The sequence below is a fragment of the Streptomyces sp. CA-135486 genome, assembly GCF_050936555.1.
In the GTDB taxonomy this organism is placed as follows: domain Bacteria; phylum Actinomycetota; class Actinomycetes; order Streptomycetales; family Streptomycetaceae; genus Streptomyces.
Window position 1 is genome coordinate 951,634 of the sequence record NZ_JBNJMM010000001.1, and the last position, 17,653, is coordinate 969,286.

The following is a 17,653-nucleotide window of genomic DNA, read 5'->3' on the forward strand; positions in this document are numbered from 1 at the left end:
TGTACGCCGTCGAGCGTAATAGGGGTGCCGTGGGGTGCGGGGGCGGCCGAGCTGACAGACTGTCGAGGAAGGATGACCCCACACGACCACGGAGGCAGCGCGGTGTCGGATGCCAGGACCCCTGCGCAGATCGAGGCGGACATCGTCCGCAGGCGCGAGCAGCTTGCCGAGATGCTCGACGAGATCGGGGTGCGCATGCACCCGAAGACCGTCATCGGCGATGCCAAGGCCAGGATCGCCTCGACCGTGGACCAGACGGCGGGCCGCGCGTACGTCGCGGTGAACCGCACGGTTTCCGACGTCAGGGCGCAGTTCGTCAAGGAGGACGGCGCCCCGCGGCTGGAGCGGGTGCTGCCGGTGGCGGTGGTGGCCGTGGGTCTGGTCGGGCTGCTCGCGTTCTCCATGAAGCGGCGCCGGGCGTGACCCTCGGGCGTACGAAACGCTCCGGGGCAGGTAGGTTCGACACGTGAGCCCCAACAGCAATGAGCACAGCCCCACCCACGACAAGCTCCCCATCCGGATGCTGCACGACCGCGTGCTGGTGAGGACCGACATCCCGGAGGGCGAGCGGCGTTCCAGCGGCGGGATCGTCATTCCGGCGACCGCGGCGGTCGGCCGGCGGCTGGCCTGGGCCGAGGTGGTCGCGGTCGGGCAGAACGTGCGGACCGTGGAGCCGGGGGACCGGGTGCTGTACGACCCCGAGGACCGCGCCGAGGTCGAGGTGCGGGGTGTGGCGTACGTACTGATGAGGGAGCGCGATCTGCACGCGGTCGCCGCCGACCGTTTCCAGGGCTCCGAGGACTCCACCGGGCTGTATCTGTAGGAACCGCGGGTGAGAGGGCTGGTGGCGGATGTCACCAGCCTTTTCGTATGCCCCTTGAACGCCCCTTTACATGCCCTTTGCTATCTTTGAGCGATCCCGACGAGACGCGCCGTACCGGGTTGCCCGCAAAGACGACGCACCTGTTGATTCCGCGTTCTCGCTCGGAGGTGCCGTCATGGCCTGGGTTCTGCTTCTTGTCGCCGGTCTGCTCGAGGTGGGCTGGTCGATCGGGATGAAGTTCACCGACGGGTTCACCAGGCTGTGGCCGAGCATGTTCACCGGCCTCGGGATCGTCGCCAGCATGATGCTGCTGTCGTACGCCGCCAAGACTCTGCCGATCGGCACCGCGTACGGCGTGTGGGTCGGCGTCGGTGCGGCCGGTGCCGCGGTCGTCGGCATGGTCGCGCTGAACGAGCCCGCGACTGCCGCTCGGATCTTCTTCGTCTGTCTGCTGCTGGTGGCGGTGGTCGGGCTGAAGGCGACCTCGGGGCACTGACGGTCGCCCACAGCCGCCGATCGCCGACGGCCGCCGACGGTCACTGATGTCGGACCGAGCGGCTGGGCGTGGGCTTGCTGCCCGTGGCGCCGTCACCCGTGCCGCCGCCGGTCGTCGGCCCTCCGTCGCTCGTACCGCCCGTCGCGTCTCCTCCGTCGGTGGTGCCGCCCGTCGTCCTGCCGTCGTCGTCCGCGCCGCCCGTCGTCCCGCCGGTGATCTGTCCTTGGTCCTGCCCCTGGTCCTGGCCCTGCGTCTGTCCTTGGTCCTGCCCCTGGTCCTGGCCCTGCGTCTGGCCCTGGTCCTGCCCCTGGTCCGCGCCCTCGGTCGGGCCCGGGGTGCTCGGCTCCTGCGCGGACTCGGTCGGCGGCTCCGGCTCCACCGGCGGCTGCTCCTCCTCCGCGCCCGGCTGCAGTAGCAGGTCGAACTCCTTGATCGGGGTGCCCTCCAGCGCGGCGCCCGTGAACTGGCCCCAGATCATCGCCGGCGCCCCGCCGCCGTTGATCCGCGGCAGTCCCATCGCCCCGTACAGCGGCTTCTGCACGCCCGTGTCCGGGTCCTGGCCCATCACCGCGACCACCGTCGCCAGATTCGGCGTATAGCCCGCGAACCAGGCGGCCTTGTCCTCCTCCGCCGTGCCCGTCTTGCCGGCGGCCGGGCGGCCCGCCGACTGGGCGGCGGTGCCCGTGCCGCCGTCGACCACGCTCTGCAGGATCGACGTCGTCGTGTCGGCGGCCTCCCGGGTGACGGCCTGTGTGCCGTCCTCCGTGGGCAGCCGGATGTCCGTGCCGTTCTTGGTGACCTTCTCGACGAGGGTGTACGTGCCGTGCGCGCCGTGGTTGGCGAGGGTCGCGTACGCCTCCGTCAGGTCGAGGACGCTCGCCGTGGCGGGACCCAGGGCAATGGAGGGGGAGGCGGTGAGATCCGGCGTGTTCGCCGGGATCCCGAGGTCGATCGCGGTCTGCTTGACCTTGGCCGGGCCGACGTCCATGGCCATCTGCGCGTACACCGCGTTGACGGACTTGTCGGTGGCGGTGCGGACGGTGATCGGGCCGTACGAGATGTCGTCCTCGTTCGCGGGGGCGTACGGCTTGCCGCTCCAGCCTTCGACCGTACGCCTGTTGGTGCCGTCGTAGACCGTGTTGGGGGTGATGGGCCGGCCGTCCTGAGTGGTCGAAGCGTTCTCGACGGCGGCGGTGAAGACGAACGGCTTGAAGGTGGAGCCGACTTGGTAGTCGTGGCGGGTGGCGTTGTTGACGTACTGCTTGGTGTAGTCGACCCCGCCGTACATGGCGACGACCTTGCCGGTGGCCGGGTCGATGGACGCGCCGCCGACGCGGACATTGCGGTCCGCCTTGCGGTCCTTGTCCAGCTTGGACATCACCTGGTCCTTCACCGCGTTGGTGAAGGCGTCCTGCTTCTTGCGCTCCAGCGTGGTGGTGATCCGGTAGCCGCCGGTGGCCAGTGTGTTCTCGTCGATGATCTTGTTGTTGGTGAGGTAGTCCTCGACGGCCTGGACGATATAGCCGCGCTGGCCGGAAAGCCCGGTCGCGGGCTTCGCGGTCCCCGGCACGGGGAACTTCATGGCCGCGCGGTCGGCGGGGCTGAGCCAGTGCTTCTTGACCATGCCGTCGAGCGTGTAGTTCCAGCGGCCGAGGGCGGCTGCCCGGTTCTCCGGGTGCGTCGCGACGTCGTACGCGCTCGGGGCGTTGACCAGCGAGGCGAGATAGGCGCCCTTCGCGGTGTCGATGTCCTCGATGTCCATGCCGTAGTACGCCTGGGCGGCGGCCTGGATGCCGTACGCGTTGCGCCCGAAGTAGCTGGTGTTGAGGTAGCCCTCCAGGATGCCGCTCTTGCTCTCCTCGCGGCCCAGCTTGATCGCGATGAAGAACTCCTTCCACTTCCGCGAGATCGTCTGCTCCTGGCCCAGGTAGTAGTTCTTGACGTACTGCTGGGTGATGGTGGAGCCGGACTGTTTGCCCTTGCCGGTCAGGGTGTTCCAGGCGGCGCGGATCATCGCCTTGGGGTCGACGGCCCGTTCGGAGTAGAAGTCCCGGTCCTCGGCGGCCAGTACGGTCCGCTGCACCGTCAGGGGGACTTGCGCGAGCGTCACACTCTCGCGGTTGACCTCGCCGTCGCGGGCGATCTGGGTGCCGTCCTTGTAGAGATAGACATTGGACTGGGCGGTGGCCGCGGCGTTGGCGGGCGGGATGTCGACGAGCATGTAGCCCGCCAGGAAGAGGCCGATCAGCAGCAGTGCGACGAGCAGGACCGCGCTGAGCACCATGCGCCAGGTGGGGACGAAGCGACGCCAGCCGGTGCGCCCGGGGCCGGGCTGCCCGCCCTTGGTACCCGGTGCCGGCTCCCGTCCGACGGGATCTGCGACGGTCGCGTCCCTGGGTGTCCAGCCCTGCTGCTGTGGCTCGTCGCTCATACGCCCATACTGCCCTTTTCGTCGGGATATCCCTCGGAGCCGGACCCCGGCCGTGCTGCGTCTTTCCGGCGGCCACCCCCGGGCCCCGGCCGGTAAAAGCTGTCGCGGCGGCGCGTGGCCGTGGGCTAGGGTCGTGCGCTTTGGTGCCTGCAGGCGGAGGGGGTCGAGGTGCGGCTGTACGCGGCCGTTGCGGCGGGTGGCTTCCGGCGCCATGCGACGTACCGGATGGCCACGGCGGCGGGGGTGTTCACCAACACCGTCTTCGGCTTCATCCTGGCGTACACCTATATAGCCCTCTGGGACGAGCGGCCCCACCTGGGTGGGTACGACATGCCCGAGGCGCTCGCCTATGTGTGGATCGGCCAGGCGCTGCTGGCCACCGCCGGACTGATGGGCGGCGGCTTCGAGGAAGAGCTGATCGAGCGGATCAAGACGGGCGACATCGCCATCGATCTCTACCGGCCGGTCGACCTCCAACTGTGGTGGTTCTCCGCCAACTTGGGGCGGGCGGCTTTTCATCTGCTCGGGCGCGGCGCGCTGCCGATGGTCGTCGGCGCGCTCTCCTTCGACCTCGCGCTGCCGTCCAGGCCGCTCACCTGGCCGGCCTTCCTCCTGTCGGTGGCCCTGGGCGTGGCCGTCAGCTTCGCGGTCTGGTACCTGGTGGCGCTGAGCGCGTTCTGGCTGATGGACGGCGCAGGCACGGCCCAGATCGCGTGGCTCGCGGGCTTGTTCTTCTCCGGGATGCTGCTGCCGCTGACCGTCTTCCCGGGGGCGCTGGGCGAGGTCGCGCGGGCGCTGCCCTGGGCGTCGATGCTCCAGGTCCCGGCGGATGTCTTCCTGGAGAAGCGCACGGGCTGGGGGCTGGTGCAGGCGTACGCGTTCCAGCTCGCCTGGGCGGTCGTCCTGCTGAGCGCGGGGCGGCTGGTGCAGTCCGTGGCCACCCGGAGGGTGGTGGTGCAGGGTGGGTGAGTCCTGGCGTACGTACCGGATGATCGCGGCGATGTGGGTGCGCTCCACGATGACGTACCGCTTCTCCTTCGCGATGACCCTCTTCTCCAACTTCACCGCGACGATCTTCGACTTTGTGGTCATCGTCCTGATGTTCAGCCAGGTGGACGGCCTGGGCGGCTTCTCCTTCGCCGAGGTGGCCTTCCTCTACGGCACCACCAGCACCGCCTTCGGGCTCGCGGACCTGGCGATGGGACAGGTCAACAGGCTGGGGAGGCGGGTGCGGGACGGGACGCTCGACACGCTGCTCGTACGGCCGGTGCCGGTGCTGGCGCAGGTGGCGGCGGACCGGTTCGCGCTGCGCCGCCTCGGACGGATCAGCCAGGGGCTGCTGGTGCTGATCTGGTCGCTGGTGATCCTCGAGGTGGAGTGGACGGCCGTGAAGGTGGCGATGATGCCGCTGATGGTGGTCTGCGGCGCGCTGATCTTCTCGGCGGTGATGGTGGCGGGCGCGTCCTTCCAGTTCTGGGCGCAGGACGCGTCGGAGGTCACCAACTCCTTTACCTACGGCGGCAATACGCTGCTGCAGTACCCGCCGACGATTTTCGCCCAGGACCTGGTGCGCGGGGTCGTCTATGTCGTACCGCTGGCTTTCGTCAACTGGCTGCCCGCGCTGTACGTCCTCGGGCGCCCCGCCCCCGCCGGCCTGCCCGACTGGCTGGGGTTTCTGGCGCCTCTCGTCGCCGGGCTGTGCTGCGCGTCGGCCGCACTGGCCTGGCGGGTGGCCCTTCGTTCGTACCGGAGCACAGGGAGCTGAGCATGACGGACTTCATTGAGCTCGACGGAGTGGAGAAGGTCTTCGAGGTACGGCGCAAGGCGGGCCGGCTGCGCCGCGAGAAGCACCAGGTGCGGGCCGTCGACGGGATCAGCTTCCGCGTCCCGCGCGGCGAGATGGTCGGCTACATCGGCCCCAACGGCGCCGGGAAGTCCACCACCATCAAGATGCTCACCGGCATCCTCACCCCGAGCGGCGGACGGCTGCGGGTCGCGGGCATCGACCCGTCCCGGGAGCGCACGCGTCTTGCGCAGCGGATCGGCGTGGTCTTCGGGCAGCGTACGACCCTGTGGTGGGACCTGCCGCTGAAGGACTCGTACCGGCTGGTGCATCGCATGTACCGGATCCCGGACCGGCGATTCCGCGAAAATCTCGACCGCTGTGTCGAACTCCTCGACCTGGCCGAGCTGTTGGACGTACCGGTGCGTCAGCTCTCGCTCGGGCAGCGGATGCGCGGGGACATCGCCGCAGCCCTGCTGCACGACCCCGAGGTGCTCTATCTCGACGAGCCGACGATCGGCCTCGATGTGATCTCCAAGGCGAAGGTCCGGGAGTTCCTGCGCGACCTGAACGCCGAGCGGGGCACGACCGTGCTGCTCACCACGCACGATCTCACCGACATCGAGCAGCTGTGCAAGCGTGTGATGGTCATCGACCACGGGCGGCTGATGTACGACGGGGCGCTCGCCGGACTCCACGAGGTGGGGGAGAGCGAGCGGACCCTGGTGGTGGACCTGGAGCGGGAGATGCCGCCGATCGTGCTGGATCTGGCCCGTACGGTGAAGACCGAAGGTCCACGCCAGTGGCTGGCGTTCCCGGCGGCCCAGTCGGCGGCCCCGGTGGTGGCCGCGGTCGCCGACAAGTACCCGCTGGTGGATCTGTCGGTGCGGGAGCCGGACATCGAGGCCGTGATCGCGAAGATGTACGCCGAACGCTCGGGGCTGTGATCGCGTGCCGGATCGGGTCTGTGAGCGCGGCGCACCCTTGACTAGGCTGCCGCTCATGACGAGCGAACTCCCTGAGATGCGTGCTTCCGACGCCGAGCGCGAGCGGGTTGCCGAGCGGCTGCGAGACGCGGTGGCGGAGGGGCGGCTCGACATGGAGGAGTTCGGGCAGCGTCTGGAAGCGGCCTACACGGCGCGTACGCACGGCGAGTTGGAGCCGCTGGTCAGCGATCTCCCGGCGGGCACGGCAGCGGCGGCTCCGGCCCTCGCCACCGGCTCCGGCGCCTGGGCGCAGCGCGTGGGCGGACCGGCCACCTCCAGGGGCGCGTTCGCCTTCTGGGGCGGCTTCGGCCGCAAGGGCACCTGGACGGTGGCCCGGAGGTTCACCTCCTTCACGCTGATGGGCGGCGGTGAACTCGATCTGCGTGAGGCCCGGTTCGAGGACCGCGAGACGGTGATCCGCTGCTTCGCCCTCATGGGCGGGGTCCAGATCGTTGTACCGCCCGGCCTGAACGTCGAGGTCAGCGGCATCGGTTTCATGGGCGGCTTCGGCGAACACGGCAGCGTCGACTCCGCCCCCGACCCGACAGCGCCGCGCGTGAAGATCACGGGCTTTGCGCTGATGGGCGGGGTGGGCGTGGAGCGCAAGCGCACCCGGGCCGAGAAGCAGCGGCTCAAGGCGGAGCAGCGGTCCAAGCTGGAGAAGGGCGACCGCAAGGAGCTCGGCTGAGCCACTGCCCGGGGACGGCTGCCCCAGCGATCGCCCCTTCGGCCGCCGACTGTCCCGGCGCCGCGAGGAGGTTGGCGGGGCGAGCGCCCGCCGTCACAGCCGCGCCGGGTCCACCGCCCGGCCCATGCGCGCGTATCCGGCGTCGCTGGGGTGGAGATGGTCCCCGCTGTCGTACGCCGGGCGCAGCCGGGCGGGTGCGTACGGATCGCGCAGCGCGCGGTCGAAGTCGACGACCGCGTCGAAGACCCGGCTCGTACGGATGGCGGCGTTGACCTGGCCGCGTACGGCGTCGACCGCGGGCGTACAGCGGTGGTGCCCGCCGCACGGCAGCAGTGTGGCGCCGATGATCCGCAGGCCGTGTGCGTGTGCCCGGCGGGCGAGCTGGGCGAGCCCTGTCGTGACGTGGGAGGCGGACGGGGTCCCGGGGCCGTGCAGCAGGTCGTTGATGCCGATCGCGAGGATCACCGTCCTCGCCCCGGGCCGCGCGAGCACATCGCGGTCGAAGCGGGCGATCGTGCTGGGGCCGCGGCCGTCGTGGAGGAGACGGTTGCCGCTGATGCCCTCGTTGAGCACGCCGTAGTGGGCCGCGCCGCGACGGTTGAGCCGGTCGGCGAGGACGTCCGGCCAGCGGCGGTTGGCGTCGGCCGTGGAGGTGACCCCGTCGGTGATCGAGTCCCCGACGGCGACGACCGCGCCCCGGGCGTCGCCGGTCAGCACATCGACGGCGGTGAGGTACTGCCAGACGCGGGTCCTGGAGGTGTACGCGTCGCCGCTGAGGTCCCGCGTACGGTCGCCGTCCGCGACGTACGAGGTCTGCCGCGCCCGGGGGTGGACGGTGACGAGCCCGCGGCCGGCGGGCGTGTGGACGGTGACGAGGAGATCGCGGTCGTACGGGACGTCCATGGCGACCGGGTCGCTCACGGACTGCGCCCCGGCCGCGATGGTGACCGCGTCGGCGCCCTGGAACGTCACCACGCGCAGGGTCCCCGGCACAGCGGCGGGGCCGTTGCCCGCGCGGAGGGCGAGCGAGACATGGGCGACGGTGAGGGGGTGCCGACCGAGGAGATTGGAGAGCGTGACCCGGGCGGCACTCCCGCCGATGCTGGTGTGCACGACATTGCGTACGGACCGGTCGGAGCGGCCTCCCTCCGCCCTGGCCTCGACGGGCGCGGCGGCCCAGGTTCCGACCCAGCCGACGACCGCCTTGGGCGCCGTCCGCGCGGCGGTTCGGCCGTGGGCGGCCCCGACGCCGAGGTATATCGCGCCGCAGAGGAGCACGACCAGACTGATGAGGGCGGCGAGGGTCGCATACCCGCGGCGCATGGTGCTCGCGTAGCCGCGGCGCATGTTCATGAGCACATGATGGGACATGTCGCGGGGAACTCGATGAGCGCCCCAGGAGTACCTGAGGTAAGGACAATGCGTACGGGGCGCGCGCTGACGGGTGGAGCGGTATGGAAGGTTCAGGAACGGAACAGCCGGCCGAGCCGAGCCGACCGGACGACCGGGGCCGGGGCCGGGCGGGCGGGCCGAGTCGTCCCGGCCGGGCCCGCGAGTCAGACCCGCCGGTCGGGGCGGGCGGGCCGACGCGGCCGGGGCAGGCGCACCGGCCGGGCGGAGGCCAGGCGGGCGAGCCGGAGCAGTCGGGCCAGATAGACCGGCGGGGCGAGCCGGAGCAACCGGAGCAGCGGGATGGGCGGGGCCAGGCGGACGAGCCGGACCAGCGGGACCGGCCGGGAGAGCTGGGCGATCCGGCTCTGGCGGAGCACCGTCGGCAGGAGCGGCCGGGGAAGTCGGCCGGGACGCAGCCGGTCCACCCCCGGGCCGGCAAGTCGGGCCGGCCGGACCGGCCCGACCAGCACGGTGAGCCGGACCAGCAGAACCAGCGGAGCCAGCCGCCCGAGGCGGGCCACCCGGACCAGCTTGACCAGGCAGACCGGCGAAGCCAGGCGGACGAGCCCGGTCGCTCTGGCCAGCCCGGCCCGGCAGATCAGCAGGGCGAGCGGGGCCAGCCGCCCGAGGCGGGCCACCCAGACCAGCCGAGCCAGACAGAACGACGCCGCCGGCCGGACAAGCAGCGACGGCCGGCCGGGGCCGGTCGAGCCAGGCAGCCAGGCTTGGCGAAAGGCGATGCGGGTCCGGCCAGTCGGCCAGGGCTGCCACGAGCCGACGGGGGCCGGGTCGGCCGGCCCGCCCTGCCGGAAAGTGCCGCGGCCGGGGCCGGCCGGCGAGGCTCGGCCGGAGATGACGCCGCCGGGGCCGACCGGCCCGGAGGTGACGCCGACCGGGCGCGGGGCGGCCGTGGGCAGCAGGCCGAGCCGCGCCGTATCGCGCCCCTTCCCTCCTTCGCCTACACCGACGCGGACGCCGAAAAGCAGCGCGGCGTACGCCAGATGAAGCTCACCGCCACCGGCCTGCTCCTCCTCGTGGCGCTCATCTTCGTCCTCGCCACGTGGGCGAGGAACTCCGGCGCCGGCCCCTGGACCGGCTACGTCGCCGCCGCCGCCGAGGCCGGCATGGTCGGCGCCCTGGCCGACTGGTTCGCCGTCACCGCCCTCTTCCGGTACCCCCTCGGCATCCCCATCCCGCACACCGCGATCATCCCGAACAAGAAGGACCAGCTCGGCGCCTCGCTGGGCTCCTTCGTAGGGGAGAACTTCCTCTCCGAGGACGTTGTACGCGCCCGTCTGCACGCCCTCGGCATCGGCAGCCGTCTCGGCGCCTGGCTCGCCGAGCCCGCCCACGCCGACCGTGTCACCGCCGAGCTCTCCACAGCCCTGCGCGGCGCGCTCACTGTGCTCCGTGACTCCGACGTCCAGGCAGTTGTCGGCGAGGCCATCACCCGTCGTGCCGACAACGCGGAGATCGCCCCCGGCATCGGCAAGACGCTGGAGAAAGTCGTCGCCGACGGCGCCCACCACCGCGCCGTCGACCTCATCTGTGCCCGCGCACACGACTGGCTCGTCCTCCACTCCGACTCGGTGATGGACGCCGTCGAGGGCGGCGCACCGGGCTGGACCCCACGCTTCGTCGACCGCAAGGTAGGCGAGCGCGTTTACAGGGAACTGCTCCGCTTCGTTAAAGAGATGCGCGACATGCCCGGCCACCCCGCGCGCGGCGCGATCGACCGATTCCTGGCCGATTTCGCCGCGGACCTTCAGTCGGACACGGACACCCGCGCCCGGGTGGAGCGTATGAAGTCGGACCTGCTGTCCCGCGGCGAGGTCCAGGATGTGATCGCCAGCGCCTGGTCCTCCGTACGATCCATGATCATCTCCGCCGCCGAGGACGACCGCAGTGAACTCCGGCTGCGCGCCCGCGCATCCCTGCTCTCGCTCGGCGCGCGGCTGGCGACGGACGGCCGGCTCCAGTCGAAGCTGGAGGGCTGGGTCGAGGACGCCGCGGTCTACGTGGTGACGACCTACCGCACCGAGATCACCTCGCTGATCTCGGAGACCGTCGCGAGCTGGGACGCCGAGCACACCTCACGCAAGATCGAGGCGCACATCGGCCGGGACCTGCAGTTCATCCGGATCAACGGCACGGTGGTCGGCGCAATGGCCGGTCTGCTGATCTACACCGTGGCACACGGACTGGGCGCGTGACCGGACCCTGCCGTACGGTCACACGCCCAGCCACCTGGGGGAGGTGTGTAGGAGTACGTACGGCGGGACCGAAGTGTTCATGCGCCAAGGACCCGTCTTCCGGATCGTGTTTGGCTGATCCGAAGGACGGGCCCTGGCCCGCAGCTATATCGCAGCCCGGCGGGTGACGGCCCACGAGGCTATGGCCACCCCTCCCGCCACGGCGAACACCGCGGGCCAGGCGCCTACTTTCCTGGCCAGCGGGTGCGACCCGGCGAAGGCCGCGACGTAGGCGGCGCTCAGGCCGGCCGCGGCCCTGCCGCCCGCGGCCTGGTGCCACTGACGCGCGGCGACGGCTCCGGCCGCCGCGAGGGCCACACCACCGAGCGGACGCTTCTTGGTCCACCGGGCGATCCCGTACCCACCGACGAGCCCACTCGCCGCCACCGCTGCCGCCGGAACCCTGGCCATCGCCGCCGCCTCCCACTGCCATTGACTCGGACAGGTCCGAGCCTATGACGTCTCAGGCGTCTCAGTGAAAGAGCTGCCCCCGCACCGCGCCGTCGGGGAACTCGGAGGTGTGGATGTTGGAGTAGTAGTTGCCCGGGTTGGCGCGGACGCGCTTGACGACGTCCGGGTTCTGACCGTTGATCTTCCCGGAGACGGCGAAGATCCCGTCCGGCACGGGCCGGTTGAAGAAGTTGAAGACGATGTCGCCGTTCTTGCCGAACCGGCCCTTGTGGATATGACCGTTGGTGGGGGCCTTGATGTTGATCCAGGCGAGCGAGTAGCCGACGCTCGTGCCCTTCGGCTGCAGAAACGTGATCGCGTGCCCGTCCGGGTCGCCCACCTTGGAGGTGTCGTTCTTCGGGACCTCCTGGTCGCCGTTGGACAGCGCCCTCAGTTTGCCGCCCTTGATGATGTCGAGCGGGTTGACGTTCTGGTGGAGCGGCTTGAGCTGCCCCCGTACGGCTCCGCCCGGGAACTCGGCGCTGTGCAGATTGACGTAGAAGCCGGAGGGGTTGTTACGGATGCTCTCGGCCAGCTTGGCGTCGGTGATGGCCACCTGCCCGGCCGCCGCGCTCACGGAGTCGGGCATCGCGGTGCCGAACAGCGGGACCTTGACCGCGCCGTTCTTCCCGGTGACGCCCTCGTGGATGTGCCCGAGGCTCGGCGTGAAGCCCTTCCACTGAAGGGCGAAGGTGACGCGGTCGCCCTTCACCTTGACGAGGGCGAGGGCCTTGCCGTCGGGGTCGTTGACGGCGGGTCCGCCGGCGACGGGCACCTCGTTGGCGCCGGAGAGATGCGCGGCGAAGGCGAGGGCGTGCCCGCTGGAGGGCTTGGTGAAGGTACTCGCGCCGCTGCCCGAGCCCTGCCCGCCGTGCTCGCTGTGTCCACCGTGCGCGACTGCCGGAGTAACACCCGCAACACCAAGCACAATTGCGGCTGCGGTAACAGCAAGATAACGCTTCTGCATTAGTTTCGTCCTCCCGTTGGAACCGGCTCCTTCAATAGGCCGGTCGCGATGGAGTACGGCCCGTCAGCTCGCCACGTTCAACGAAAGATTCTGGAATTCGTTTGAACCGCCGGTCAGTTGCCGCCGTACAACCGGGTGTACCCAGAAACAAACAAACCGGGGGACCACCATGCGCAGGAACCGATCCACCATGCTCGCCGCGGCTGCGACCGCAGCGCTGGCACTGCTCACGCTGACCGCCTGCGGGGGCTCGTCGGACGGCGACTCGGACGACGCGGCCGAGCCCGCACAGAAGCCCGCCGCGTCCGCCTCCGTCAAGGTCGCCGACTCGGCACTCGGCCGCATCCTGGTCGACGATTCCGGCCGTACGCTGTACGGATTCACCAAGGACAAGCCCGGTGCGAGCAAGTGCGACGCCGACTGCATCGCGGTGTGGCCGGCGCTCACCTCGGCGGAGGACGTGAAGGCGGGCACGGGCGCGAAGGCCGCGCTGCTGAAGGAGACGAAGCTCGGCGAGGGCGCGGAACAGGCGACGTACGGGGACTGGCCGCTGTACTACTACGTGGGCGACGCGACGCCGGGGGACGTGAACGGGCAGGGCCTGGACGGCGAGTGGTTCGTGATCGCGGCGGACGGAAAGCTCATCAAGAAGACGGTCTGATCCGAGAATTTAACCGTCTCTTCATCTTTCTCAGGCAACCAATCCTGAATTCATCATTCCATCGTTGATTCAGGACTCTCCAATAGACCTGCGACGGCACCGGCCCATCCCGGCCGTCGCGGCGATGCCCATTCCCGGTAGCCGCTCGTCCTCAACCCCCCCCGAGGCGTCGGCTACCGGGAATGCGGCGGTTCACTCACTCATCACTGGCCCGCTCGGCCGTCACTCGTTCACTCACTCGCAGCCGACGCCGTCTCCGTCGCGGTCGAGGTGCCGCCCGTAGCCGGGTTCCCCGGCGTGAATGGGCGCGGCTCCGGCGGCGCGTACGGCAGCACAGTTGGCGTAGTACGTACTCCCGCCGCCCCCGCCGCCGGTCGACCCGCCGCCGCCGGAACCGCTCCCGCCGCCGGTCGACCCACTGCCCCCACCGGACGAGGTCTCGCAGCCGACACCGTCTCCGTCCCGGTCGAGATGCGGCCCGTAGCCGGGATCGCCCGCGTTGAGGGGCGCGGCTCCGGCGGCCCGTACGGCATCGCAGTTGGCGTACGAAACCTTCGGCTTGGTGGGCTTCGGCGTGGGAGTGGGCGTCGGCTCGGCCACGGTGATCCGCACGACGGCGGTCCCGGTCAGCTGCTGCCCGGCCACGTCCACGCGGTAGGTGAACTCGTCGTCGCCCCCGTACCCCGGGCTGGAGGTGTACACGATGGTGGCGCCGTCGACCTTCGCGGCGCCGTGCACCGGCGGGCTGTCCACGGCGACGGTGAACTCACCTGCGGCCAGGGTGACTTCGACGTTCCTCTTCGTACCGTCCTTGAGTGTGACGCTGTCGTTGCCCAGCACCTTCACCTCGATCGCCTTCCCGGCGTCGGCGCTCTCCTGGTCGTCGACGAGATCGAGTGCCGGCTCGACAGAAGGTGTGGGTGCGGCCGTCGTCGCGGCGGGGCTGGACGTCGTGGCGGCGGGCTTCGCGCTCTCGCTGCCGCCCCCACATCCCACGACCCCCAGGGCCATCGCCACGGCACCGGCAGCCCAGGCAAAGCGCCTTTCCGTATCTCTCACTGACATGTGCCCCCCAAGGCTGATGTGTCCGATCCGATAAGTGGAGCATGACATTCCGCTTAGGTGATCGGGTGTCAATTGTGATGGACCGATGCCTAGTTGTGATGAAAGCGTGGCGGGCTGCGTGCGGAGCGTGAGATCGGGTCGGCGAGGGCTTCGACCTCAGGACAGGTTCCGACCCCCGCCGGGCCTCGAAGCGCGGCGCCCCGAGCACCATCGCGGTGCGGTAGGGGGCGGGAGGCGAAGCGTCAGGCAGCGCCAGTGACGCCGGGGGCCACGAAGCGCCGGTGCAGTGGGGTGGTCTTGACCTGCGGCTGCCCCGCGATGCCGACTGCCTGGACCGCGGGCATGATCTTGTCGGCGATGAAGCGCTGGAATTGTTCGTCGGTATCCCAGATGTCGATCACATGAAGGCCATCGCTTTCGAACCAGGCCGCATGCATGGCCGCCCCGTCGGGAGCCTCCTCCTCCCAGCGAACCCGGGTGCGCACAGCGTCGTACTGCTCAGGGGTGACACCGGCCCACTGCAACGACTCGACAACCGCCATGGGAACGCCTCTCAACCGTCTCGTCGCCGGCGCGGGTAGCCGGCGGGCTCCTTACGGCGACGCTAGGCGGCCCGGGCGGACTACGCGCTCGGGGTCGGCCATTCGGGCGACCGGCGGAGAGTCACGACCCACGGGGCACGGCAGCCGTTCCGCGGGGCCGTACCTGTATCGGCGCCCGCCCACTCGTCCGGAACGCCTCAGCCCTCACCCCTCAGCAAGAACCGTCCGCAGGCGAGCACACACCTCGGCCACGGCCGCCCCATCCGGCAGCTGCCCGGCATCAAACATGGCCATCTGCAGCGCAGGCCCGTAAGCGTCGTACCGCGCAAGATCGTCCTTGCACGCGGGTTGCACCACGAAGTGAATGTGCCCCGGCACCGCGCCCGCATGGGACCAGAGACAGACGTAGACCTGCTCCGGCTCCATCGTCGCAGTGACCGCAGAACTGACCTTCCGCAGCAGCGGGCCGAGCTCGCTGGATTCCTCTGCCGTCAGGTCGGCCACATGGATCACGTGCCTGATCGGCTTGACCACCAGCGTCCCAAGGCCCAGCGGCCCCACGCAGTGCTCAACAACCCACGTGCCGGTCCGCAGGATCGCCCCACCGGGCAAGAACTCAGTACCGGCGATGAGCCCACAAGCCATGCATGCCGGATCGGTACCCGGACTCTCGGCCAACGCTGTCACTCCTCGGATCGCAAGCGGCCAGCGTTCCCCGAAGCAGCGGGAACATCAACCCTCGGCCTCGTCGGCTACAGCCGGGGGGCGAGCCGTCACTCGATGGCGAGACGACCGGTGCGCAGGATGTCGTGATTGGCGAAGAGGCTGTCGAGACGAAACTCACGGGTCAGGGCAGCAGTCCACTTGGCGTCGGGCAGATCGCGATGGCTGGGGGCCTTGGCGACACGGGCTCGGGTGCATTGCGTGAGGATCCACCGGGCCTGTGCCTGGCCGGTGGGCTGGTTGTTGTACATGCTCGCAGCCAGCCACCACAGGTGATCGCCGGTCGCGCTGTCCGGTGCGACGACTCCGACCACCGCGACATCCCCCAGGCCCCGGGAGTCGCTCGACTGCGTCGTGTACGCGACGGTCAGCCCTTCGAGGGGGAAGACCGTGACGCGACTGCAAGCAGAGACATGGAGCGTGGCCACAGCGGCAGTTCCGTTCCGGGGGAGGTGCGCGGCCGCCTCCCGACGGCCGCGCGGAGAGAACTGGGTCAGCAGCCGTCGCCGTCGCCGCAACAGGCTGGCGGGTTGCACTCCGCCGCGGTGCCCCACAGGTCGTGGCCGACGGTGTAGCCCATCACCTCGATGGCCTGGACCGTGCGCTTGATGGCGATGCCGTCGCGCGGACGTCGGCCCTTGAGCGGGTTGTGGTGCAGGAACGTTCCGAACCGGCGGTGGCAGAACTCCGCGTACTCCCGGCTGTGCAGGATGAAGGCGTGCCAGCCCGGGTCGACCTTTCGTGACGGCGGCAGCGGTACGTCGGAGCGGTGCCCGGCCATGTCGATGAAGGCGAGGGCCTGGTCCATCACGCGTTCGGCCTGAGAACGGTCCATGTTCTCCTCGAATTCGAGGAAGGTGACGAGCCGTTCGAAGAGTTCGGCGTCGACGAGCTGTCGGCCGATGACCTGTTCTGTCGCGAGAGCAGTCATGCAACGCTCCTTGATGTGTCCTCGGCGCGAGGCCTTCCCTCACGCCGTCGTGCACGTCGGGGCCCTCAAGGGCCCGTTATCGCCTCGGTCGGAGCTCCCAGCCCGAAGTCGTCGACCGAGGCGGGGCTCATCAGGCGGGGGGCTACGGGCAGCACGGGCCCGCGTACACCTCGATGTCGAGGACGTGGACGCCGATCCGGCCGCGCGCTGTGCCGACGCTGCGTGCGCCGGTCGTGAGGGGCTGGTCGCACCAGACGCAGGCGCGTCCTGCGTACTGCTCCCAGCTCAGATCTCCGGCCGCGGGCAGCACACGTGCGTCTGCCGTGGGCGCGGTCACCGGACGGCCGTGCAACGGGGGCAGGCGCACGGCGGGAAGACGAGGGAACCCGGGAGCCGCTCGGGGTCGCCCGAGGGCACTGTCACCGTTGCGCGAGCGCGGAACCGTCTGCCTGTGCGGGATTCCGCGCGGTACACCTTGATCGTCATCACGGGTCGTCCCCCGTCGAGTCATTGAGCGGCGATGTCCCGACCGTAGGGATCCCGTACACCCACCTTCCAGTGGTGTGCAGAAGTGTGCATGCACGCTCATCCGAGCCGTACAGTAGCTACTTCGCGCCTTTGACCCGATGCCCCGACCGGACGAAGGTGGTGCACACAACTGCACATCTGAGAGACGGAGGCTGACGTGGCGTTAGTGTTCATCGGGATCGACCCCAACACCGGTGACAAGCAAAGTCCCACCGTGTGGGTCGACGAGGAGAAGCAGGAACTCATCTTCCAGGGCTGGAAGCCGAGCCTCGAGCTCGAGGCGGAGTGCGCCGCCACGGAAATCCCCAGGCATGCGAAAGGTATCCCCGACCACGAGGCAGTGATCCGGATCCCCGCCAGGATGGTGCACATGATCAGGGAGGCGTGCGATGCCGTCGAGCGTTCCGACATTCGATGAGCTGATCCACGGCTGCACGCGCTCCGCCGTGCACCTGGAGATGCGCGACTCCTACGCCGTCGATTACGAGGCGGGCCCGTTCGCGGCCTGGAAGAACGGGTTTCGCCATGATCCGGCCGACCGAGCGTCCTGGTGGCGGCCATGGCTCGACCTCATGTCCGAGACGGTGTCCCGTGGTGTCGTCGTGCGTCGTGCCCGCATCGTGTCCGAGCCGGTGAGCGAGTACATCCGCTACGAACACTCAGGCACCTTCACCAACGTCGCAGCCGGGGAACAGGTGAGGTGGCTGCCACGCCGCCAGGCCTCGGACATTGCCCTCCCGGGCAATGACTTCTGGCTCTTCGACGAACGCTGGATCCACTGGAACCACTTCGCCGGCGACGGCTCGTCCATGGGCGGAGAGATCGGCGACGACCCGGCGGCCGCGAAGCTGTGTGCCGAGGCCTTCGAGGCCGTGTGGACGCGCGCGATCCCACACGACCAGTACGAGATCCACTAGCAGGAAGAACCGGATAGG

At 69.9% G+C, this 17,653-nt stretch carries 22 protein-coding genes and 1 riboswitch; of the genes, 11 read left to right on the top strand and 11 right to left on the bottom strand.

Features of this window, described 5'->3' with window-relative positions:
* The first annotated feature begins 102 nt into the window (after positions 1-102).
* The 3 genes from ACQEVG_RS04345 to ACQEVG_RS04355 all read left to right on the top strand — a co-directional run bounded on the left by ACQEVG_RS04345 (position 103) and on the right by ACQEVG_RS04355 (position 1,319).
* Positions 103-423, top strand: a complete 321-nt coding sequence (locus ACQEVG_RS04345) for a DUF3618 domain-containing protein (protein ID WP_432985049.1) — start codon at positions 103-105, stop codon at positions 421-423.
* Between the two features lie 43 nt (positions 424-466).
* On the top strand, positions 467-823 hold the full coding sequence (locus ACQEVG_RS04350; RefSeq protein ID WP_404723631.1) for a GroES family chaperonin: 357 nt from the start codon (positions 467-469) through the stop codon (positions 821-823).
* Positions 824-896: 73 nt separating this feature from the next.
* Positions 897-964, top strand: a riboswitch (guanidine-III (ykkC-III) riboswitch).
* 34 nt (positions 965-998) lie between these two features.
* Positions 999-1,319 (top strand): DMT family transporter, encoded by a 321-nt coding sequence (locus ACQEVG_RS04355; RefSeq protein ID WP_432977248.1) that lies wholly within the window; start codon positions 999-1,001, stop codon positions 1,317-1,319.
* A gap of 40 nt (positions 1,320-1,359) precedes the next feature.
* On the opposite strand, the gene ACQEVG_RS04360 is transcribed toward ACQEVG_RS04355, so the two are convergent.
* Positions 1,360-3,750 carry a transglycosylase domain-containing protein gene (locus ACQEVG_RS04360; protein WP_432977251.1) on the bottom strand — a complete coding sequence of 797 codons (2,391 nt, stop codon included), beginning with the start codon at positions 3,748-3,750 and terminating at the stop codon, positions 1,360-1,362.
* Positions 3,751-3,918: 168 nt separating this feature from the next.
* On the opposite strand from ACQEVG_RS04360, the gene ACQEVG_RS04365 reads away from it, so the two are divergent.
* From ACQEVG_RS04365 to ACQEVG_RS04380, 4 genes are read left to right on the top strand one after another with little or no spacing between them, the layout of a single operon-like run.
* Positions 3,919-4,719, top strand: a complete 801-nt coding sequence (locus ACQEVG_RS04365) for an ABC transporter permease (protein WP_432977254.1) — start codon at positions 3,919-3,921, stop codon at positions 4,717-4,719.
* Between the two features lie 19 nt (positions 4,720-4,738).
* A complete protein-coding gene (locus tag ACQEVG_RS04370) occupies positions 4,739-5,515 on the top strand; it encodes an ABC transporter permease (RefSeq protein ID WP_432985052.1) in 777 nt (258 codons plus the stop codon).
* 2 nt (positions 5,516-5,517) lie between these two features.
* A complete protein-coding gene (locus ACQEVG_RS04375; RefSeq protein WP_432977257.1) occupies positions 5,518-6,480 on the top strand; it encodes an ABC transporter ATP-binding protein in 963 nt (320 codons plus the stop codon).
* Positions 6,481-6,535: 55 nt separating this feature from the next.
* A complete protein-coding gene (locus tag ACQEVG_RS04380) occupies positions 6,536-7,207 on the top strand; it encodes a DUF1707 SHOCT-like domain-containing protein (RefSeq protein ID WP_432977260.1) in 672 nt (223 codons plus the stop codon).
* A 93-nt stretch (positions 7,208-7,300) separates the two neighbouring features.
* On the opposite strand, the gene ACQEVG_RS04385 is transcribed toward ACQEVG_RS04380, so the two are convergent.
* Both ACQEVG_RS04385 and ACQEVG_RS04390 read right to left on the bottom strand, forming a co-directional pair.
* Positions 7,301-8,560 (bottom strand): SGNH/GDSL hydrolase family protein, encoded by a 1,260-nt coding sequence (locus tag ACQEVG_RS04385; protein ID WP_432977263.1) that lies wholly within the window; start codon positions 8,558-8,560, stop codon positions 7,301-7,303.
* Between the two features lie 203 nt (positions 8,561-8,763).
* Positions 8,764-9,237 (bottom strand): hypothetical protein, encoded by a 474-nt coding sequence (locus ACQEVG_RS04390; protein ID WP_432977266.1) that lies wholly within the window; start codon positions 9,235-9,237, stop codon positions 8,764-8,766.
* Between the two features lie 297 nt (positions 9,238-9,534).
* Here ACQEVG_RS04390 and ACQEVG_RS04395 point away from each other — a divergent pair, with 297 nt between their 5' ends.
* The gene (locus ACQEVG_RS04395; protein WP_432985055.1) at positions 9,535-10,812 is read left to right on the top strand and encodes a DUF445 domain-containing protein; all 1,278 of its coding nucleotides are present in this window, start codon (positions 9,535-9,537) and stop codon (positions 10,810-10,812) included.
* Positions 10,813-10,956: 144 nt separating this feature from the next.
* Here the strand turns inward: ACQEVG_RS04395 and ACQEVG_RS04400 are convergent, their stop codons facing one another.
* Positions 10,957-11,262, bottom strand: a complete 306-nt coding sequence (locus tag ACQEVG_RS04400) for a hypothetical protein (protein ID WP_360872707.1) — start codon at positions 11,260-11,262, stop codon at positions 10,957-10,959.
* Between the two features lie 61 nt (positions 11,263-11,323).
* Positions 11,324-12,229, bottom strand: coding sequence for a CHRD domain-containing protein (locus ACQEVG_RS04405; protein ID WP_432977269.1), 906 nt, complete (start codon positions 12,227-12,229; stop codon positions 11,324-11,326).
* Positions 12,230-12,437: 208 nt separating this feature from the next.
* Between ACQEVG_RS04405 and ACQEVG_RS04410 the strand changes: the two genes are divergently transcribed.
* On the top strand, positions 12,438-12,929 hold the full coding sequence (locus ACQEVG_RS04410) for a COG4315 family predicted lipoprotein (RefSeq protein ID WP_432977272.1): 492 nt from the start codon (positions 12,438-12,440) through the stop codon (positions 12,927-12,929).
* Positions 12,930-13,163: 234 nt separating this feature from the next.
* Here ACQEVG_RS04410 and ACQEVG_RS04415 read toward each other — a convergent pair whose 3' ends face one another.
* The 6 genes from ACQEVG_RS04415 to ACQEVG_RS04440 all read right to left on the bottom strand — a co-directional run bounded on the left by ACQEVG_RS04415 (position 13,164) and on the right by ACQEVG_RS04440 (position 16,557).
* Positions 13,164-13,940, bottom strand: coding sequence for an excalibur calcium-binding domain-containing protein (locus ACQEVG_RS04415; protein ID WP_432977275.1), 777 nt, complete (start codon positions 13,938-13,940; stop codon positions 13,164-13,166).
* A 296-nt stretch (positions 13,941-14,236) separates the two neighbouring features.
* On the bottom strand, positions 14,237-14,536 hold the full coding sequence (locus ACQEVG_RS04420; RefSeq protein ID WP_432977278.1) for a hypothetical protein: 300 nt from the start codon (positions 14,534-14,536) through the stop codon (positions 14,237-14,239).
* A gap of 204 nt (positions 14,537-14,740) precedes the next feature.
* A complete protein-coding gene (locus ACQEVG_RS04425) occupies positions 14,741-15,214 on the bottom strand; it encodes an HIT family protein (protein WP_432977281.1) in 474 nt (157 codons plus the stop codon).
* Between the two features lie 95 nt (positions 15,215-15,309).
* Positions 15,310-15,687, bottom strand: a complete 378-nt coding sequence (locus ACQEVG_RS04430) for a hypothetical protein (RefSeq protein WP_432977284.1) — start codon at positions 15,685-15,687, stop codon at positions 15,310-15,312.
* Between the two features lie 65 nt (positions 15,688-15,752).
* Positions 15,753-16,190, bottom strand: coding sequence for a glycine-rich domain-containing protein (locus ACQEVG_RS04435; RefSeq protein ID WP_432977287.1), 438 nt, complete (start codon positions 16,188-16,190; stop codon positions 15,753-15,755).
* A gap of 142 nt (positions 16,191-16,332) precedes the next feature.
* Positions 16,333-16,557, bottom strand: a complete 225-nt coding sequence (locus ACQEVG_RS04440; protein WP_432977290.1) for a hypothetical protein — start codon at positions 16,555-16,557, stop codon at positions 16,333-16,335.
* A gap of 318 nt (positions 16,558-16,875) precedes the next feature.
* Between ACQEVG_RS04440 and ACQEVG_RS04445 the strand changes: the two genes are divergently transcribed.
* Both ACQEVG_RS04445 and ACQEVG_RS04450 read left to right on the top strand, forming a co-directional pair.
* Positions 16,876-17,136 (top strand): hypothetical protein, encoded by a 261-nt coding sequence (locus ACQEVG_RS04445; protein WP_432977293.1) that lies wholly within the window; start codon positions 16,876-16,878, stop codon positions 17,134-17,136.
* Positions 17,108-17,635 carry a DUF6879 family protein gene (locus tag ACQEVG_RS04450; protein ID WP_432977296.1) on the top strand — a complete coding sequence of 176 codons (528 nt, stop codon included), beginning with the start codon at positions 17,108-17,110 and terminating at the stop codon, positions 17,633-17,635. The genes ACQEVG_RS04445 and ACQEVG_RS04450 overlap by 29 nt, the downstream gene beginning before the upstream one ends.
* Positions 17,636-17,653: the final 18 nt, after the last annotated feature.